The organism is uncultured Ruminobacter sp. (assembly GCA_902764345.1).
Taxonomy (GTDB): domain Bacteria; phylum Pseudomonadota; class Gammaproteobacteria; order Enterobacterales; family Succinivibrionaceae; genus Ruminobacter.
The window spans coordinates 1-18,746 of the sequence record CACWVT010000043.1 but is presented as its reverse complement, the minus strand read 5'-3'; the positions used below and the strand labels follow the sequence as shown (position 1 = coordinate 18,746).

Below are 18,746 nucleotides of genomic sequence, written 5' to 3'. Positions count from 1 at the left end.
AATTATAATATAACATGATTATATTAAACAATATTATGCATTATCACATAAGGGTATAAAAAATAGGTTGTTGTATTTGATAAGCATTGATTTGCAAGGCGTCAATAATATGCAATAATAGATAATATTAAAATATTAAGTGAACGTGATAAGACAGAATGCAATAATCATGAAATATCGGGATATTTATTGACGAATCTAGGCACTATGGCGGTGAACCGTTTGGGTTGGCAGTATTTTTGTTTCATGCATTCAATTTTATAGCGTTAATCGGATTGTATTGGTCATGACATTTCTATGCATGGCCATGGCGAATGTTCAGAAAAGTGTTTAAAAGTGTTTCACATAACCGCAATATACTAGAATTCAGATTTTATTTATAAGCTCGCTTCGGCGGGTTTTTTTATTGGGAGAACGGTAATGGCGGATGCATTTATTAATTTGGAAGTGAATACGGGAGACTTTATTCAGTCTGTTTCAGCGATCAGCCGGACAATGACCGGTGTTAAGCATGATATTACCTCAACGGTAGAGAATATAACCTCTGATTTTACAGATTTATCAAAGCTGGCCGATAAATCTGGTAAAGACATAACGGATGGTTTGATCTCGTGAATAAATATCGGATATGTTTGGTAACCTGACGACAGGTATGAATGAATAAGTCACGGATAACAGAGTTCTGTCTGATGTCAGAAATCCATTTGCCGAGGCGCTGCAGAGGAGTCTGTGAGTCTTCAAATTTGCGATGAATGAATATTAATTATAATTTTACCTGTTGTATAATCTTTCGTGGGAAAATGAAAAATCATAAATAATTAACTTGCTTTGACAGTGATAATAATAAGATGCTGATTGATAGAAAAGAACTGATGTTTTTTTTGGGGGATCTCGGAGCTGAAGTCCTTCCTTCTCTGATAGACGTATATCTGTCGGATTCAGAAAATACCATTCAAAAAATTACGGATGCCGCGGCAGCGGGGGACTATGTTACCCTTGCCAGGGAAGTTCATACCCTAAAAGGCGTCGGCAGTACATATGGTGCCACCAGAATAAAAGAACTTGCCTTTGCCCTCGATAAAAAATTCAAAAACGGAGATGAGCTGTCCGGGTTTATTGATGAAATCATGCAGCTTGTGGAAGTAATTAAAGCAACTAATGATGAAATGAAACAGATTCAGGCTGATGTGCTGGCCGGAAATCCCATTTAAAGAATAATACGTGCCGGATGCACCCGGTCCCGTTTTATGTTCTGTCCTCAGTCCTCTAAAGGAGAAAATCAGATCTTATACGGGGTGTTTGTTAGGAAGCCGATATGAAAATCAAGGTTGTGAGCGTGAATGCCGGAGACATTGTCCCGGCCGTAAAGGAGATAAAGGCCCGGTTACTGGCATTCAGTCCCGAGTATCCGAATTTCCTGATGATCTATTTTTCCGCTCCGGAGGATGCGGAGGAACTGTGTACCACATTCATGCAGAATTTCCCCGGAACCGTGATTGCCGGAATTCCTGCCCGTTATGGAAGCTTCGGTGAGTCTCTTTCCGTGGGATTCGAAAACGGAGATTCTCAGAAAAACGGTAACGGTGCCGCATCGGCAGGTTCAGCCAAGTCAAGGTTTTCAGTTAAAAAGTTTTCTACGGTAACAAGCAGGGAGAAACCGCTCTTCGTCCAGGCTTTCTATGATCCGACTTCCGCCTTCGGCTGTGCGGCCAGGGAGTTTAAGTCACGCAGCCCGATGAATCTGGACGCAACGCTTCATGAAATAGAAAACAGTGCTGACAGGGCAGGGATAATGCCTAACCTCATGATGCTTTTCAATACGAAAAAGGTAACCTCAGCCTTCGGCAGCGAGATTAAGCACATTCTCGGAAATTCGGCTTCCATCGTAGGAGGCATACTTGATAACGAACACGGCCCGGTGACGTTCTTTACCAATAACGGTGTCGTAAGGTCTGAAGAGGCGTATCTGATTGTTTCACTGTATACCAACACCACCATGCAGATAAATTCGCTGAGTGAAGTAAAGCTGTTCGGCGAGCTGGGTAAAATAAGTTCAACCGATGACATAACTATCAACGAGATTGATGACAAACCGGCCGCAGACATGTTTTTTACCAGCATAAACATCGACAGTACCTGTATGGATACGGAGGAACTTCAGAGACTGCTTTCCGGAGTCAACAGGGATTACTTTCTGGCATATGATTCCTATGATGTGGAATACGGTAACCATTACAACGTATCAGTGGTTAACAGCGTTACCGAGAATCGCGGAGTCGTGCTCAATTCAGCCTTTCCGCAGGGAGAGAAGGTTTATCTCATGAAGGCTCACAATCATGATATGGCCAACTGTTTCATGATTCATTATCCGCCGGATTGCAGACCGGTGGGAATAATCCATTTTATGTGTGAGTCTTTCTGTAAGGGCAGTAAAACCCAAAATTTCAACAATATCATAGAACGTGTCAGAAACTATAATTCCGGAGAGGAGTTTATGACATGTTCAGTAGCCGGTGAAAATATCGGGACAATTGATGAGGAATACAGACTGGCAAACTGCACCGTAATAACGGTATCATTTTTAGAGCAGGTTGGGTAATTGACTATGAATTCAATTGAGCAGCGCGTAACCAAACTTGAAGCGGAACTGCGCCAGGCAAGGCTCGAGGTCGAGCTGGCCAGGGACAGGGAGATGAAGCTTATCGATAACAGAAAGAACATCTTTAATGTTTTTTACGAGCTGTTTACCGCCAACGGACAGGAACAGCAGTTTGCCACACTGATTGCGGCGCTGCACAATATCATTACCTTTGAGGAGGTTGTGCTTATAAGTCACAGCATGGAGTCTGACGACAGTTCAAACATGGAAGTCGTTTATGCCTCTCATCCTGCACTTAAGAACCATCCGTGGAAGATGGATGGGGTTCTCAACATAGCTCTCAAGACTCAGGATATCATTATTCTCTCAAATCCCGGCGTTGCCGCCGGATTTGAGAGTAACGATCCGGAATTTCTGAGTCACGTGCGTTCCGTAATGGTTATTCCGATTATTTTTGAGTACCAGCAGCTCCTTTTTGTATGTACCCACCACGTGCCGCTCAGACTCGACATGAGAAGCAGGGTGGATGTTAAGAATTATCTGCCTTTCATAGAACAGTCCATAGCCTGTATCAGTTATCGTTCCCTGCTTGAAACCATCGTTACCGAACATACCAATGAGATGGTTGATTACCACAGCAAGCTTCAGTCATTCAGAAATCTCTCTCATGAAATCTTCTGGCAGACGGATACCTCATACAGACTTGTTCAGGTGTCCGTTGAGGCGGGAAACATACATTTTCTGGATTCCAATGACAAGCGTAATCTGCCGATCTACGAAAGCTTTATCGGTAAAACCATTTATGACCTGATTGACGGGAGTCTGGTGAACAAGCACAGCCAGCCGATGGTTGATCTTGCAAAAATCGTCAAGGATCACGGCTTCATCGCCAATGTTGAACTGCCGTTCAATCTTAACGGCCGTAAACTGTGGGTTGTACTCAGCGGTGAACCTTATTATGGTCATCAGGGGGATTTTCAGGGGTACCGCGGTATTATCAAGGATATATCCAGAGAGCATCAGGAGCGTCAGGACTTTGAAAATGCCAAGCTGGAAGCCGAGCAGGCGGACCGTTCAAAGACCGAATATCTGGCGGTGATGTCGCATGAAATCAAGACTCCGCTCCAGGCTATTCTCGGTATGATTGATCTGCTGGAGCAGACTGAACTTAATGAGGTTCAGACCTCCTACATCAAACACGTGCATCAGAGTGCATCCCTGTTGCAGACCATACTTCATGACGTACTTGATCTGTCACGCATAACATCCAAGGCCATGACTCTGGAAAACGTAAGCTTTGACATCAAATTCGCCCTTAATTCAACCATAATCCAGATGCGTGACAAAGCTCTGGAAAAGAAGATAAGTCTTAAGCTTAACATAGCGGACAATTTCCCTACACTCATATACGGGGATCAGCATCGTCTTTCACAGATTCTCTTCAATCTCATTAACAATGCCATTAAGTTTACCTCCGAAGGCGGGGTAACGGTGAATGCCGAACGCTTCGAGAACAGACTCAAGTTTTCCATAACGGATACCGGACCGGGTATTGAACCTGAGAATCTTGGTAATCTGTTCCAGCCTTTCGTGCAGGTGGACAGTTCCATTTCACGCAAGTATGGCGGTACCGGACTCGGACTTTCAATCTGTAAGCGTCTTGTTGAGCATATGGGCGGCAAGATTGGCATAAGAAGTGAAAAGGGAAAGGGCTCAACTTTCTGGTTTGAAATACCTTGCAAAGTTCCTTCATCACCTCTTATCGGTGCTAATTCCGTCAGACGTGACAAGACGGAGCACCGTGAACATAATTATCGTATTCTGCTGGTTGAGGATTCGCAGATTAATCAGTTCGTCATCAAAACCATGCTGGAAAAGCTTGGTCATAAGGTTACTCTGGCAAACAACGGACTTGAATCCATTGAGGCTATAAAGAAGGAGCTTCCTGATCTGGTGCTTATGGATATCAGAATGCCGGTTATGGACGGGATAGAGGCTACACGTCAGATTCTTGGTACCATAGCCCCTCTGCCGATTGTGGCTCTTACCGCCAACAACTCTGATGAAGAACGAATAGAATGTCGTAAGGTCGGTATGGTCAGCATAGCCTCCAAACCGGTAACAACCCAGACACTGAAGGTTCTTCTTGATGATCTGGAAGGTGTAATTGAAGAATATGGCCAGAAGATAAAGGAAGGTAATTATAAGCTGATGGCAAATCTTCCGGATTCAAAGACTGACGGCAGTGATGAGGATAACGGTAATACCAAGGTGGGTACCGTTTCTTCAGAGAATACCAAGAGTAATGCCTCACTGATAGATGCCCTTATAAAGAATAAACTGGGGGCAGACCGCAATAACCGAACTTCAAGAAATCAGAGAACCTGAGGCTTCTGAGTTTCGGAACGTAAGTTTAAGCAGGCCGCGGTCCCGTTGTTATTCGGATCGCGGCCTTATTGTTTTTATATGATTCCTGAGGAAATTATGTCCGATTATTTTATGAAGGTTTCTTTACTTCCCGTTTATATTGAAAATACTGATTATTCACGTGTACAATCTACTGATAGGCACCGGAGTAGGATTCACATACGGAGAAAAGCATGATTTGGAAGAAGAATATTGATTTGGAGGCTGTTAATGCACTCTGTAAAAATTCGATGGTTGAATTTCTGGAAATCAGATTTACTTCCATAGGTGATGACAGTCTTGAAGCCGTAATGCCTGTGAGTCACAAAACCTGTCAGCCTTTTGGTCTGCTTCACGGCGGTGCCGGAGCGGTTCTGGCCGAAACAGTGGGATCCATTGCCGGAAACTATGCGTGTGGGGCTGATTATTCCTGTCTTGGACTTGATTTGAACATAAACCACATCAGAGCCGTAAAAATCGGTGATACCGTCAGGGCAGTGGCTAAACCCGTTCATATAGGCAATACCGTTCAGGTATGGCAGATAGATTCATTTGACGGAAGGAACCGTCAGGTTAATACCGCAAGGCTTACTCTGGCCGTCAGACGTCACATGCATCTTCAGGAAGGAAAGTAGTTCCGAACTCAGAGTGAGTTCTCTTCACGGCAATATCCTAAAGAACCACATAAAGAAAAACTGAACATGACCACACAGTATTTACTCCGTAAGTCTGATATCTGATTTTCTGCTCCGTGTAAAACGTGATGCACTTAAGGCGGAATCTCAGCTGAAAAATCTGAAAGGTAAAGCTTCAGAATAGCGAGGTCTTAAAGACGCGTAAAGCCTGCATGAATTTATCCCGTCATAAATCAGCAGTGACTGTGCTGGAACATGTCTGATACGAGGGCTCATGCCGAGTGAGCTTATCTGTATCTGATCATATGAGCAGTTTTCCACGTAAGCTCAAGTTGTCATTGTTACATTATCCATATACCTTAACTAAAAAATATTTCATGTCACGGATTGTATTACGAATACTATTGTAAATGAGTGTATTTGTTACAATTGACATTGGGCGTAGTCATAAATTTATTATCAAGAAATACAGACAGATGAACAGAGATGATCCTTTTATAAAAAAACTTAAACTCAATGACAGAATTTCATTAACAGTTGAAGTATTTGGACAGAGCATGAAATTTGAGGGGTTGTATTTACGCCTTGATGACAAAGACGAATTGTTCATTCAGCCAAAAGAAAGAGATGATGCTCTGCATTTTCCCTTGAATTCTGTTTTGAGCGGTACTGTTGTTGAGTCCGCAGTAAGCTCGACCAATGAAGATAGTGATTCTGATATTTATAAGAATATTGATTTGGATGATCCGGAATTCAAAGGTTATTTTTTGTTTCGCGGGGAAAATGAAATTGATAAGGAAAAAATCTTATCGGAGAAAATTGATTGTGCATTTGTTCCCGATGAACTCAATTTTAATGCCGTTCATTTGTTGATACGTTCAATTGTAGTGTCTGATTTTGTATTATATTTTTTCAAAAAAGATGATGTAGTTGAACTTTTTAAGAAAGTTACTGATTTATTTTTGGGCAAAGTACATGGTGATTATTACTCTGTGGTGGTTGAATTTGTTTCAGAAAAGTGCACGGCAGATAAAATTTTATTGGATAAAGATTATCTGAGAGATTTTTTGGTTGGAGTTGTTTGTTTATATGTTAACAGTCTTAATTTACTCCTGACAGACCCAAAGGATGACTCAGTCATTAAATCTCAAATAAGAAAGTATGAATCTTATATGAAATTGTGCCTCAATAATTCATTTTTTTTGGTCGGCAGTGCAGGGCGTAATGAAGAATCTTTAAATTTGTATTTTGCTTGGACAGACATATCTAAAGAACTGGCTCTGTTATCCAGACTGATGTTTAACAGAAGTCTGTTTTATGTTTTCCTACATTCTTTATTTCTAAATAATAGAGAACTTGACATTGAATCAATACGGTTTTACCACACCAGCATGGAGAAGCTTTTCTCATCTATGCTGTTTTATAGAGATTTAAAGGATGCTGACCCAAAATCATTTGTTCAGTCAGAATTAGACGATGAGCAGGATGTGTTTGAGATGTTTAGTGACGTTCTGAAGGTCAAATACAATATTGAGAATATCTCTTTTTCCCAAACTAACTATAGCTCATCAATGGTTTTTCCAATAGTAAAAGAGCATTTATATTTTCCGGTTAAAAGATTATTACTTTCTTATCTGAATATGTGCAGTCTCTCTGATTCCAAAGAGTTATACATCAAAATTTGGGACAAAAAACTTGAAAAAGAATTCGGGGATTTAATAAAAAACACATATGATTTGGATGTGTCATTAAATGATTCTCTCCGAATTATATATGAGCGGTTTGTAAATTTTAAAGATAATTTCATGCTCAAAATGATTCTGATTTCTGCGCAAGCGTTTCTTATAATGATAGGGGAGAAGATAGATGATGATAAACAGGAAAATAAACTGCAAAAACTTAATCTCATGATTACCGAATTACTCGGTTCTCTCAAAAATAACGGTATAAAGTATCTGGCTGTAAGCGGCGATTATCTGAACAGAGTAATATCCTGTCTCACAAGATTGGCCAATGTCACTGATTTTGGTAAAAATGCCTGTTTTTCCGAAGCAGAAGAGAGTCTTCTGATTAATAAAAGTACCAGCAAGGAACAGATATCCGTAGATTCGAAGGAAATATTTTCGGAATTTGTAAATGAGTATTTGACTAGAATAAACAATTTTTCATATGCAGATGTCTTTGTTGATTATTTCTATTCCAGGTTTGTACCGGAAATCACAATAGATTTGGATAGATCATGTATCAGCAGTAATTCAGATACAGGTACACTGTACATTCCCATCAGGATTCATAATTCAGCAGGCGGACAGCCTGTGCAGGCATCTTCTCTTAAGATAAACGTATCATCAGGAACATACAGTAATCTGCATGAAACTAAATACAGAAATAAGACTATTGTTATGAATGACAGTATGTATCATGTTGCGGAGATAAAGCTTGATGACACCTCTTTTCCTATTAACGTTGAAGTAGTATTTGGTTACAGGTTTAAGTCCTCATACAACTTTGAAAATGATCAGTTCAGTTATGCAGATACAGAGAAAACTGAAAATCTGATTCTTGATGGCAGTGGGATAAAAGATGACGGTTTTCATGGCATAAAGAATATTTTTAGGGATTACTGCAGTGGCAGCGTGGTAAAGGATCCTAAGATGTTTTTCGGCAGGGAGGATGATATTAAGAATGTCATCCACAACATAAGAGATGAAAACAACAGGCTGATTTCCAACAGATGTGTCTGCATATACGGACAGACAAGAACAGGAAAGTCTTCACTTCTTTATCATATCAAGCAGGAATTACGTAAATGTGAAAACAATCTGGTGGTTGATCTTGGAGACATTGGAACAGCAGGGTCTGAGCATGGTTTTTGGTATAGCATTTTATATACCCTTGCGGAAGAAATTGAGTCAAACCATGAAGATATTTATGACAGAATAAAATCAAAATATGATTTTGGTTTTTCTCCGGATTTTGAAAAGCTTAAAAGCAATGAAAACTATTTTATTGATTATGTAAGGCAGATACAGCGTCTGCTGAAGAAAGAATTTCCTCTTGCACAGATTATTATTCTGATTGATGAATTTACCTATGTTTATGATTGGATAAAGCAGGGGAGATTTTCTGTTGATTTCATGAAATTCTGGAAAGCGTTAATGACCAATCATGACATCTGTTCTCTTATAGTCGGACAGGATCACATGATGAAATTCATTAACGATGAGCGCTTTACCAATGCTTTCGGAGTAGTAAAAACCTGGGAGGTTAATTATCTCGACAGACAGAGTGCGTACAGACTTATCACAAAGCCTTTGTCTGATGATCCTGAATACGCAGGCAGGAACAGCTGTTCAATTCGGTCTGATGCTGTTGAAGCTCTGATAGATTACACCAGTGGCAGTGCCTATCTGCTTATGAATCTCTGTGCAGATTTTGTTGATTACCTGAATGAACGTCATGCCGACACTGCTACAAGGGCTCATGTTGAAGACTTTGTTCAAAGACATATGTCTGGTATTGAAGAAAGGTGGTTCGAGCCGCTATTCAATGACAAGATTGAATTTGATTCCAAAGATTCAATAATCCAGAACAAGAATATTCTGAAGAAGATAGCCGACAACTCATCAGACGAAATATGGACGAATATTAATTCTCTCGATTTATCGACAAATGAAATGGTTAGGTTTGATAATCTGTGTGAAAGACATGTCGTTGAAAAGAAGAATGGCAAGTGCAGAATAGCGGTTAAATTATATACGGAATGGTTGAGAAATAAATAAGTATGGAAAAGGAAAATATTTTTATTATTGGCGGCCAGGTAAAAGGGGCGTCTTTTATCGGACGCAGGAAGCTTCTGGAAAAGTATCGTAAAGATTTTCTGGAATCTTCCATACCAAAAGCTGTATCAATTGTCGGCCTGTCCAGATCCGGAAAAACATCATTTGTCAAAAATGTTTTTGAGAATTCCGTTCCCGAGTCTGTTTTCTATCATTATTGTGATTTCTCAACATGTAAAAGTTACTATCAGATTTGGAATGAGGTGTTATCAGCTCTTTCTGATTATATTGAATTCAGTGAATTTGACACGGATAAACTCCGTTATGTTAGCAGTCTTAAGGAAAAGCTGGCAAAGATTACGGATGCAGAGTCTTCACCCGATCTGAGCGATGATTGTCAATGGATAAAATTCAGCAATAATATAAAAGCCATATTTAAATATCTTAAAAAGCTGGAAATTAAAGCCATTCTTGTTTTTGACGAGTTTGACAGAGCCAAAGATTTATTCGTACTTAAAACACCTCAGTTCGCTTTGTTCAGAACCATTTTTTCTGATGGGGATATGTCTGTTTTTGCAATAACGATTTCTCGAAGAAAAATACAAACTATAGAAGGAGGCGTGCTCTTGAGTTCATCATTATCCGGAGTGATGGATGTGGAGCATTTCAAGGGGTTTGATGAGAAAGATATCAATGAGTTTTATTCTGTTTTAAGCGAAAAATACAACTATGAATGTTCGGCTGATGACAAAAGTAAAATACATTACTATGCAGGACGTCTTCCGTTTCTTCTGTCGATATTAGGACATAATATTGTTGATATGATCCATTCATTTGAGGAAAAGGGAGAAGCGACTTTTAAGGTAGATATAGATAAGATTTTCAGAGATAAGTGCAAAACGATAAATGAATATTACGAAGCATGCATCAAGTCTTTTCTAAATGAAAAATATTTACAGAAAATAATATGCATAGTTATTGGGCCTAAATTCGGTATTACCAGACAGGATATAGATGATTTTATCAATTTAGGCTACATATATGATTTCGATGGCGGTTACGTATGTATTTCTCAATATTTTACGGAGCATAATCTTTCAGCAAAATTATCAGAGCTGCCTATATGGGAGAATATTATAAGTACCGAGAAGATACTTAAGAATATTGTTAAGGTTGAAACACCTAACATAAAGAAAAAATATGGTATAAGTGCCTGTTCTGTCAATGATTTGGAATTTGAAATTGTTCATATGGCAAATATAAGTCAAAAGTCACTGCAGCCGACAATGACTTTTATTAGAAACGAGAACAGCACACTGTATAAAGTAATGTCCATAGCAATCACGATCAAAATTATTAAGGGGTTCTGGGGCGAATTTTTTTCAAAATATTTTGATAATAAACCGATATCTGATTTCGATATGAAATTTACCAAGATAATTAGGGCGCGTAATGGTATAGCTCATGGACACGAGGATGAATGTTTAAATGAGGCCGGAAAAAATGAAGTGGACAGTTACTGTCGTGAAATTATTGAGATAACGGCAAAGCGTTTATCAAGCAAAAAAATTCCTGATGAAAATGATTTTCTAAAGAACTAGTGCGAACTGGCTGGTATGATTCATAATGATGAAACCATGATTATTGGTATATGATCTGTTGCGGGGCAAAATGTCATCTGGAAGGAATTTGCGTGTTTAGGTTCCCGGAGGATAAAGACAGTGAAGACCTAATAAACTTACACCAAACAATTCCGTAAAGCACCAAAAAGAAAAGGTATGAATTTTTCATTCATACCTTTTCTGATCGTGATACCTAAAACCGCTTCTATTCGGCTTTATTGTTTTCTTCTGCCACAGGCTGAGCCTGAGTTTCAGTCTGAGGTTCTTCAGCCTTTACGTCGGCGTCCTGTAAGGCAGGTGCCGCTGCGGCCTGTTCTTCGGACTGAACATCGGTTTTCTGAACCTGTTCCTGTTCGGTGGCATTGGCACCGGCTTCGGTCATCGGAACTGAGGTAAGATTCTTGATGAAGCTTACGCCTGAGTAACCGGCATTGGCATTGAACAGTTCGTTCTGTTCGGTGCCTGCTGAAGGTTCAACTGCAGGAAGTTCGCCTGATTCAGGTTCGGTCATCTCAACGTGAGCGAGATTTGCGATTGAACTGAAACCTGCGTGTCTGCCGCATGCTGAAGTCGGAGTTTCGGTTTCAGCACCTGATGAAGGAGCCACGTCATCGAGTTCACAGGCTTCAGGTTCGGTCATGCCGACGCTCACGAAGCTTACGTTACCGATACAGCCAATCTTAGCCGGAGTTACGTATTCAGCTCGGGCAGACTGCTTCACGGCCGCAACTTCAGTTTCAACAGCCTGAACCTGAGCGGTTTCTGTCAGGTTTTCAGCCTTTTGGGCTGACTGGTTCTGACGAGGCTTGCGTTCCTTTCTAGGTGCATTTTCACCGTTCTGGTTTCTCTTTGACTGTTTTGCGTTTCTTGCAGGCTTTTCAGTCTTTACGGTCTGCTGTGCGGTTTCAGCCGCATTTTCGTTGGCAACGGCAGTCTGTTCGGTTCTGCCGGCATGTTCCTCCCTGCGGGAAACAGGCTTGTTTTCCTGAGACTGGTTCTTCTTGCGGGTATTCTTTACCTGAACCTCTTCTTCAATTACAGGTCTGGTCTTGGACTTGCCGACGTTAGGCTTCTGCTGTGCCTGAGCAGAGGAGCTTTGTTGAACCTGCTGCTTCTTGGCTCCGTTTCCACCTCTTGCCTTTGAACCTGTCTGACCTGCATTAGGGCGGCTCTTGGCATTGCGGTCACCGCGTTTTGCGGATGAGCTGTCCTTTTTGTTGATATTAACCTTGGAGATGGACGGCTTATTAACGGTTGTTTCGTTAATGTCCTTATCCTCGGCTCTGAACAGTCCTACAATGCTGTTAAGCATGCGTTTGAAGATGCCTACTGACTGAACAGTTGTAACTGAAGGAGCTGGTTTGGCGATGGATTCGCTGATTGCTTCCAGATTTACGGCAGGCTTCTGCGGTTCGTAACGGGATTTGCTGCTTACGACGGTCTGATCCTCATGAGCTGCAGGGAAATTGCTTGGCGCAGGAGTGTTGAACTGCGGAGCATTACGCTTCATGAGATTGAAGGTATTGATTTCGCCGTCTTCACCGCTTCTGATACGAGCAATTTCGTAGTTAGGAGTTTCAAGAGTTCTGTCAGGTATCACGTATACACGTACGTTATGACGCTTTTCAATACCGTCAAGTGAATGTCTCTTTTCGTTCATCAGGTATGCTGCTACCTCAAGAGGTACTCTCGCACATACAGATGCAGTGAAATCCTTAATGGCTTCTTCTTCAATAATTCGAATTATGGAGAGAGCCAGTGAACCGTTGTCACGGATTGAGCCGAGACCGGCGCAGCGCGGACATACATGAGAGGTTGATTCGCCGAGAGACGGTCTGATGCGTTGTCTTGACATTTCCAGTAGACCGAATCTGGAGATTCTGGCAAACTGAATTCTTGCCCTGTCCTGTCTGGTTGCTTCACGCATCTTGTTTTCGATTTCACGCTGATTTTTTAAAGGCTTCATATCGATGAAGTCGATAACAATCAGGCCGCCAACGTCTCGCAGACGAAGCTGTCTGGCAATTTCTTCTGCCGCTTCGATGTTGGTCTGCAGAGCGGTTTCCTCAATATCGCCACCCTTTGTGGCCTTGGCTGAGTTAACGTCTATTGAGGTCATCGCTTCAGTCGGATCGATAACTATTGAACCGCCTGACGGAAGCTTTACTTCACGCTGATAAGCGGATTCAATCTGTGATTCAATCTGGTAATGACTGAAGAGCGGATCGCTGCCTTCATAGAGGTGAACCTTGGATATGAAGTCAGGACGAACCATGGAAACGTGTTTCCTTACCTGTTCGTAGACTTCCGGTACGTCAACGAGAATTTCACCGATATCCTGTCTCAGGTAGTCGCGGATTGCTCTTAAGACAATGTTGCTTTCCTGATGAATGAGGAACGGGGCAGGTCTGTCATTTGCAGCCTGTTTAATCATTTCCCAGTGTTTTACAAGAATATTGAGGTCCCAGTTGAGATCCTCAGGGCTCTTGCCTACACCGGCTGTTCTTACGATGACACCCATGCCGTCAGGGATGACGATGGAATCGAGAGCTTTTTTGAGCTCGGTTCTTTCGTCACCTTCAATGCGGTGTGAAATACCGCCGGCGCGAGGGTTGTTCGGCATCAGTACGATGTATGAACCGGCAATGGAAATATAAGTGGTTAGAGCGGCACCCTTAAGTCCGCGTTCTTCTTTTTCAATCTGAACGATAACTTCGGTACCTTCTGCGATCGCATCCTTCAGGCTGGATTTGTTGGTGTAAGAAAAACCAGGCTTGTAGTATTCTCTGGCTATTTCCTTGAGAGGAAGAAAACCGTGTCTGTCGGTGCCGTAATCAACAAATGCGGCTTCCAGACTTGGTTCAACGCGGGTGATTACACCCTTGTAGATATTAGCTTTCTTCTGCTCATGTCCGGCTGATTCGATATCTAAATCATAGATTTTCTGACCATCAACCAGAGCAACACGCATCTCCTCTTCCTGAGTTGCGTTGATTAGCATTCTTTTCATTAATTACTGCTCTTTTCTTATAGTAATGGCACAGTATTAACGTAAGAACACGCATAATATGCCGCCTGTGCTTGAAAAAGATCAAGTCTTATCAGGGTCGGTCACATGCCTGAGTCAAAAATTTATCTCAACCGCATTCAATTATGTATCCCGATATACCGGGTGAATGCTGAACTGTATTTATCACGGTTGCCGGCAGATCCATCGGAAAACCGGAATCTGCAGGTCTTATACCGTGTTTTAATGTGAACCCGGACGAAAGTCCGGGTTCTTTTGCAATCTTTAAGTTCGGGTCGATTACTCTGCATTCAAACTGCGTGTTGTTAAGAGTTAATCCGTACCTGTAAACATCTACTTTTTGGTTGAACATCCCGGCAGAATGTGAATCACCGTGCCGGATGATCTGTGGATATTTTCTGGGGTTACGCAAAGGTGCATTCCTGTCGAAAACAATCCGCCGTAATTATCTCATTATTAAGCCGCATCAGGCAATAAAAAAAGCGGAAAAAGTGTTAAAAAGTGATTGATTAGGCGAAATGTGAACAGTGTCTCTGCATAATTATGCAAAAACTGTCATGGACTCAAAATCACGAAAAAAGTGATATGAAATCCCCGAAAACGGGGGTGCGGTCAAAGTGGAGACTCAGGTTATGATCAGATTGTACAGAAGTTGTTCACAGTTTTGTTCACGGGACCTGAGTCTGATATATTTACCGATTTCAGGCGTGATGCATAAACGGCAGTTTACGCTTCGTTTCCGCCATAAGGCGCAGAACTCTGTAGTTGAAATGCTGGCCGGCCAGATTTGCCATGGCAATCATCAGCAGAGCCACAGCAAATCCGAGAAAGAGTGGAGGTATGCCGGTGTGCAGAACAGGTTTTGCAATACCAGCCGCCAAAGTGCCGGTGAGCATGGTCGGTACAGCCCAGAGCGGCGGAAGCTGCTTAATGCGGTAGAGTGCCAGAACAAGAGGAATGAAGACTCCGGCTCTGAGTGCCAGAGCCAGAAGGTTCCAGGTCAGTACCTGTGATTCAAGATGGCACAGTGAGAAGGTTATTGTCAGAACGGAAATCATAATTACGCTCAGACGGTTTGCACGCAGAATCTCGCTGTTGCCGCTCAGTCTGAAAAGGCGGGTCCAGATGTCTCTTGTAAGCAGGGTGCTTATGCCAAGTGTAAGACCTGCTATTGAGCTTATCAGGGCTATGATCAGAACGCCGAGGGTTATGCCTGAAAGCGACTCGGGAAGATGGTGAAGTGCAAACTCAGGCAGGGCCATGATTGGAGATACTTCGGGATGGTTGGCTTTCATGTACATGGACGCCATAATGCACGGAATGCCTACAGGAAGGCTTAGTGCCGCGGCTGCAAAACAGCCGGTTCTGGCTGCCTTTACGTCTTTGGCGGAGAAAATGGCCTGAGCATAGTTCTGGGCACAGAGAAGTCCGGCTGACATGGATATTACGTTTTCAAGAGGCATCCAGATCCCTTGGGCAAACAGATCTAGTCCGTGAGGAATTATGTTTTCAATGCTGTCAACCTTTAGAAGTCCCCGGCCGGCCGTTATGCAGATTGCAAAGAGCATCAGCCATAGTATTACGCTTTTCAGAAGACCGGATACGCTGGCTCCCTTTATGCCACCGAAATATATGTATACGATTATCAAAAAGAACAGAATTGCCGAAGCGGTGTAGACCGTGGTACTGAGCAGCTGGGATATGATGTGAATCGCCGGTAGCACCGAAGCTACGGCGGCAAAGAAAATGCCGCATGACGAGATAAGTGATGCTACGGGACCGCTTCCTGATCCGTAGGTGTCTATCAGCAGTTGGGTGATTGTTTCACGGCCGCTTTCTCTGAACCTGCGGGCAAAGAACAGTCCCATGAGCAGAAATCCGGTGCCGATGCCGATGGTGAACCACCAGGCACTGATGCCGAAGGTGAATGCCATCTGCGACGTTCCTATTGTGGCTCCTCCTCCTATGCATGATCCTGCAATTGCTCCGGCCACCATTCCTGCGGATGCCTTGCGGCCGTTGAGTGAAAAACTTTCGGATGATTTGATTCTTCCTGCAGACCAGATGCCTGCACCGATAATGATGCCTATGGTTGCAACCATCATAGCGAGTTGCATGAGTGTAACAGTCATAATGTTTCCGTTCCGGATATGTGTAATTATTTCTCTTTTATTTTAGATTTTGGGCAAAATCATGGTTGTCGCCGTGTGTACTGCGATGGGTGAACATGTCCGCTGGTTTTGGTCTGCATCTGATAATTGTTGTTGTAGTCTGTCATGCACTGGGGCATGAGTTTTCAGGCTTCCGTAAACGAAAGCCTTTCAGCAGCAGAATGTATTATAGATCACTTTTCTTTGGTTGTACTCCGTTCCGGTGTCCTTATGTTTTTTTATTCTGCTGCAGTATTACCTGCTGCCAGTGTATGTTATGTCATGTGGAGTAAGGCATAAAAATAGGTTAAAATACCCTCCTGAAAAAAGAAATCCAATATATAGAGAGGAATACCGTGCAGGATATTCATGAAGAACACAAGGGCGTGAGTTATCAGACCGTGCATGAGGATGATGCCGGAGTCAGAGTTGATAATTTTCTCATAAGAGTACTTAAAGGCGTACCCAAGAGCATGATTTACCGTATTCTCCGTAAAGGTGAGGTCAGGGTAAACAAGAAGAGAATCAAGCCTGAATACAAGCTTCAGTCAGGTGATGAGGTGAGAATCCCGCCTTTGAGAATGACTGAAAACAAGGTTGTGCTTCCATCAGCAAATCTGGATAAGGTAAGTGCACTGAGAGAGGCTGTTCTTTATGAAAATGACGGACTCATGGTAATCAACAAGCCGTGTTTCATGCCGGTACACGGAGGAAGCGGGGTTTCCTACGGTGTCATTGAGGCTTTGAGATCACTTAGGCCTGATCTGCACTTTTTGGAGCTGGCTCACCGTCTTGACCGTGAGACCAGCGGCTGTCTGATTGTTGCCAAAAAGCGCAGTGTCCTTCGTCAGCTGCATGAACAGTTCCGTGAAAAGAACATGCAGAAGCAGTATCTGGCTCTTGTCAGGGGAGACTTCAGCAAAAGAATCACCACGGTGCGTGCACCGCTTACCAAAAACGTGCTGATGAGCGGAGAACGTGTTGTCAGGGTTGATGAGGTAAACGGTAAACCTTCGGTTACTGATTTTAAAGTTCGTGAGAGGTTCCGTGACGTTACGTTGGTCGAGGCTTATCCGCATACCGGGAGAACACATCAGATACGTGTTCATCTGGCCTATAAAAGTCATCCGATACTCGGTGACGACAAATACGGTGACAGAGAATTTGATCGGGGGTTTGAGCATTTGGGACTTGATCGCATGTTCCTGCATGCGGAACACATTACGTTTACCGATCCGGTTATTAATAAAGAGGTGACGATTTATGCTCCACTGCCGGATGATTTGGAAAACCTGCTGAAAAACATTCGTGAGCAAGACGGAGAAGATAATGTTTAAAGACGTAAGTGCCGTTATTTTTGATATCGACGGAACACTAATGGATTCAATAGGCCGCATAGTTGAATGTATTCGGATTTCCTGTTCTGAGGTCGGGGCTGACATTCCTTCAAGTGCTGATTCCAAATCGGTTATCGGTCTTTCCCTCGGTCAGGCCATTGCCAGTATTCTGCCTGGCAGAAGCGAGGATGAAATCAGTAAGGCCGTGGATGTTTACAGGAATACCTATATACGTATGGAAAAGGATGATCCTGTAAAGCTTTTTGATGATGCCTTTGAGGTTATAGAGGAATTAAAAAACAGGGGATATAAGATAGGAATTGCCACAGGTAAGTCCCGTAAAGGATATGACAGGGTTATGGGGTATACTCCAATAGCAAGATTTATTGACGTATCCTCAACGGGTGACGAGGTCAGATCAAAGCCTGATCAGCAGATGCTGAACAGACTCAGTGACGAACTGCTGATACCTCCAAAGGGGTGTCTTATGGTAGGTGATTCGAGTCTTGATATCAGTATGGGGGTAAATGCCCATACACACACGGCGGGGGTTCTTACCGGGGTTCATGACCGGGAAACTCTGATGAATGCCGGGGCTGATGCCGTGGTGAATACTCTTACCGAACTTCTTGATCTTTTGCCGGACAGAAGTGAAAAACGCTGAAACAGGCAGAAAAAGAATAATTAATGACAGAAAGAGGCGCAAAAGAATTTTGCGCCTCTTTTGCAATGACGGCGTTTGGAAAAGGTCTGACGCTACCGCGTGTCGATGTGGCGTGTGTCAAATATTTAAGTGTGCATTCGGTTATTGTTCTGCCGGTTTCGAATAACCAGATTATTTTTCTATGGAGTGCGATGAAAACAGGATAATATAGAATGTGTTAACGCTGATGTTGTTCAGTCTTCTGAAACTTACGTGCGGAGATATGACGTATGGAAGATAAAAACTGTAAGGGTGACGTTTTTGTCAATGCCTGTGATTCGTATGAGGTTAGCCGCGGACACGCCAGAATCATACGTGAGGCTTTGACGCACTGGAAGGATTCGGGACTGGTCTCTGTTGAGCAGTATCAGCGCCTTAACGGAAGTCTGAAAGAGGTTTTTAACTGGAAAAGAATATGATTTCTTTGCTGATTCATATCCGTATACCGATAATATAGATTATATTATTACAACAGATGAGGACGGTC

General features: G+C 42.5%; 13 protein-coding genes. 11 read left to right on the top strand and 2 right to left on the bottom strand.

Translation table 11 applies throughout. The annotated features are described in order from the left end of the window. Nucleotides 1–420 precede the first annotated feature (420 nt). The 7 genes from QZU58_RS07935 (at nucleotide 421) to QZU58_RS07905 (ending at nucleotide 11,020) form a co-directional block, all read left to right on the top strand. Nucleotides 421–615: a hypothetical protein gene (locus QZU58_RS07935; RefSeq protein WP_294495953.1), complete on the top strand. Its 195-nt coding sequence runs from the start codon at nucleotides 421–423 to the stop codon at nucleotides 613–615. Nucleotides 616–848: 233 nt separating this feature from the next. Continuing rightward, on the top strand, nucleotides 849–1,211 hold the full coding sequence (locus tag QZU58_RS07930; RefSeq protein ID WP_294495952.1) for an Hpt domain-containing protein: 363 nt from the start codon (nucleotides 849–851) through the stop codon (nucleotides 1,209–1,211). 104 nt (nucleotides 1,212–1,315) lie between these two features. Then, a complete protein-coding gene (locus QZU58_RS07925; protein WP_294495951.1) occupies nucleotides 1,316–2,599 on the top strand; it encodes a hypothetical protein in 1,284 nt (427 codons plus the stop codon). Nucleotides 2,600–2,605: 6 nt separating this feature from the next. Further along, complete coding sequence (locus QZU58_RS07920) at nucleotides 2,606–4,987, top strand: ATP-binding protein (protein ID WP_294462280.1); 2,382 nt, start codon at nucleotides 2,606–2,608, stop codon at nucleotides 4,985–4,987. A gap of 212 nt (nucleotides 4,988–5,199) precedes the next feature. Then, complete coding sequence (locus QZU58_RS07915; protein WP_294462278.1) at nucleotides 5,200–5,640, top strand: hotdog fold thioesterase; 441 nt, start codon at nucleotides 5,200–5,202, stop codon at nucleotides 5,638–5,640. A 476-nt stretch (nucleotides 5,641–6,116) separates the two neighbouring features. Next, complete coding sequence (locus tag QZU58_RS07910) at nucleotides 6,117–9,422, top strand: hypothetical protein (protein ID WP_294495950.1); 3,306 nt, start codon at nucleotides 6,117–6,119, stop codon at nucleotides 9,420–9,422. Nucleotides 9,423–9,424: 2 nt separating this feature from the next. After that, nucleotides 9,425–11,020, top strand: coding sequence for an ATP-binding protein (locus QZU58_RS07905; protein ID WP_294495949.1), 1,596 nt, complete (start codon nucleotides 9,425–9,427; stop codon nucleotides 11,018–11,020). A 226-nt stretch (nucleotides 11,021–11,246) separates the two neighbouring features. Here the strand turns inward: QZU58_RS07905 and rne are convergent, their stop codons facing one another. Continuing rightward, nucleotides 11,247–14,051, bottom strand: a complete 2,805-nt coding sequence (gene rne / locus QZU58_RS07900) for a ribonuclease E (protein WP_294495948.1) — start codon at nucleotides 14,049–14,051, stop codon at nucleotides 11,247–11,249. 719 nt (nucleotides 14,052–14,770) lie between these two features. Then, the gene (locus QZU58_RS07895; protein WP_294495947.1) at nucleotides 14,771–16,201 is read right to left on the bottom strand and encodes a sodium:solute symporter family protein; all 1,431 of its coding nucleotides are present in this window, start codon (nucleotides 16,199–16,201) and stop codon (nucleotides 14,771–14,773) included. Nucleotides 16,202–16,584: 383 nt separating this feature from the next. On the opposite strand from QZU58_RS07895, the gene rluC reads away from it, so the two are divergent. The 4 genes from rluC to QZU58_RS07875 all read left to right on the top strand — a co-directional run bounded on the left by rluC (nucleotide 16,585) and on the right by QZU58_RS07875 (nucleotide 18,678). Continuing rightward, nucleotides 16,585–17,556: a 23S rRNA pseudouridine(955/2504/2580) synthase RluC gene (gene rluC / locus QZU58_RS07890; protein ID WP_294495954.1), complete on the top strand. Its 972-nt coding sequence runs from the start codon at nucleotides 16,585–16,587 to the stop codon at nucleotides 17,554–17,556. Continuing rightward, nucleotides 17,549–18,220, top strand: a complete 672-nt coding sequence (locus tag QZU58_RS07885; protein ID WP_294495946.1) for an HAD-IA family hydrolase — start codon at nucleotides 17,549–17,551, stop codon at nucleotides 18,218–18,220. The genes rluC and QZU58_RS07885 overlap by 8 nt, the downstream gene beginning before the upstream one ends. Nucleotides 18,221–18,243: 23 nt before the next feature. Then, complete coding sequence (locus QZU58_RS07880; RefSeq protein ID WP_294495945.1) at nucleotides 18,244–18,426, top strand: hypothetical protein; 183 nt, start codon at nucleotides 18,244–18,246, stop codon at nucleotides 18,424–18,426. 63 nt (nucleotides 18,427–18,489) lie between these two features. Beyond that, nucleotides 18,490–18,678 carry a hypothetical protein gene (locus QZU58_RS07875; RefSeq protein WP_294495944.1) on the top strand — a complete coding sequence of 63 codons (189 nt, stop codon included), beginning with the start codon at nucleotides 18,490–18,492 and terminating at the stop codon, nucleotides 18,676–18,678. The last annotated feature ends 68 nt before the right edge of the window (nucleotides 18,679–18,746 follow it).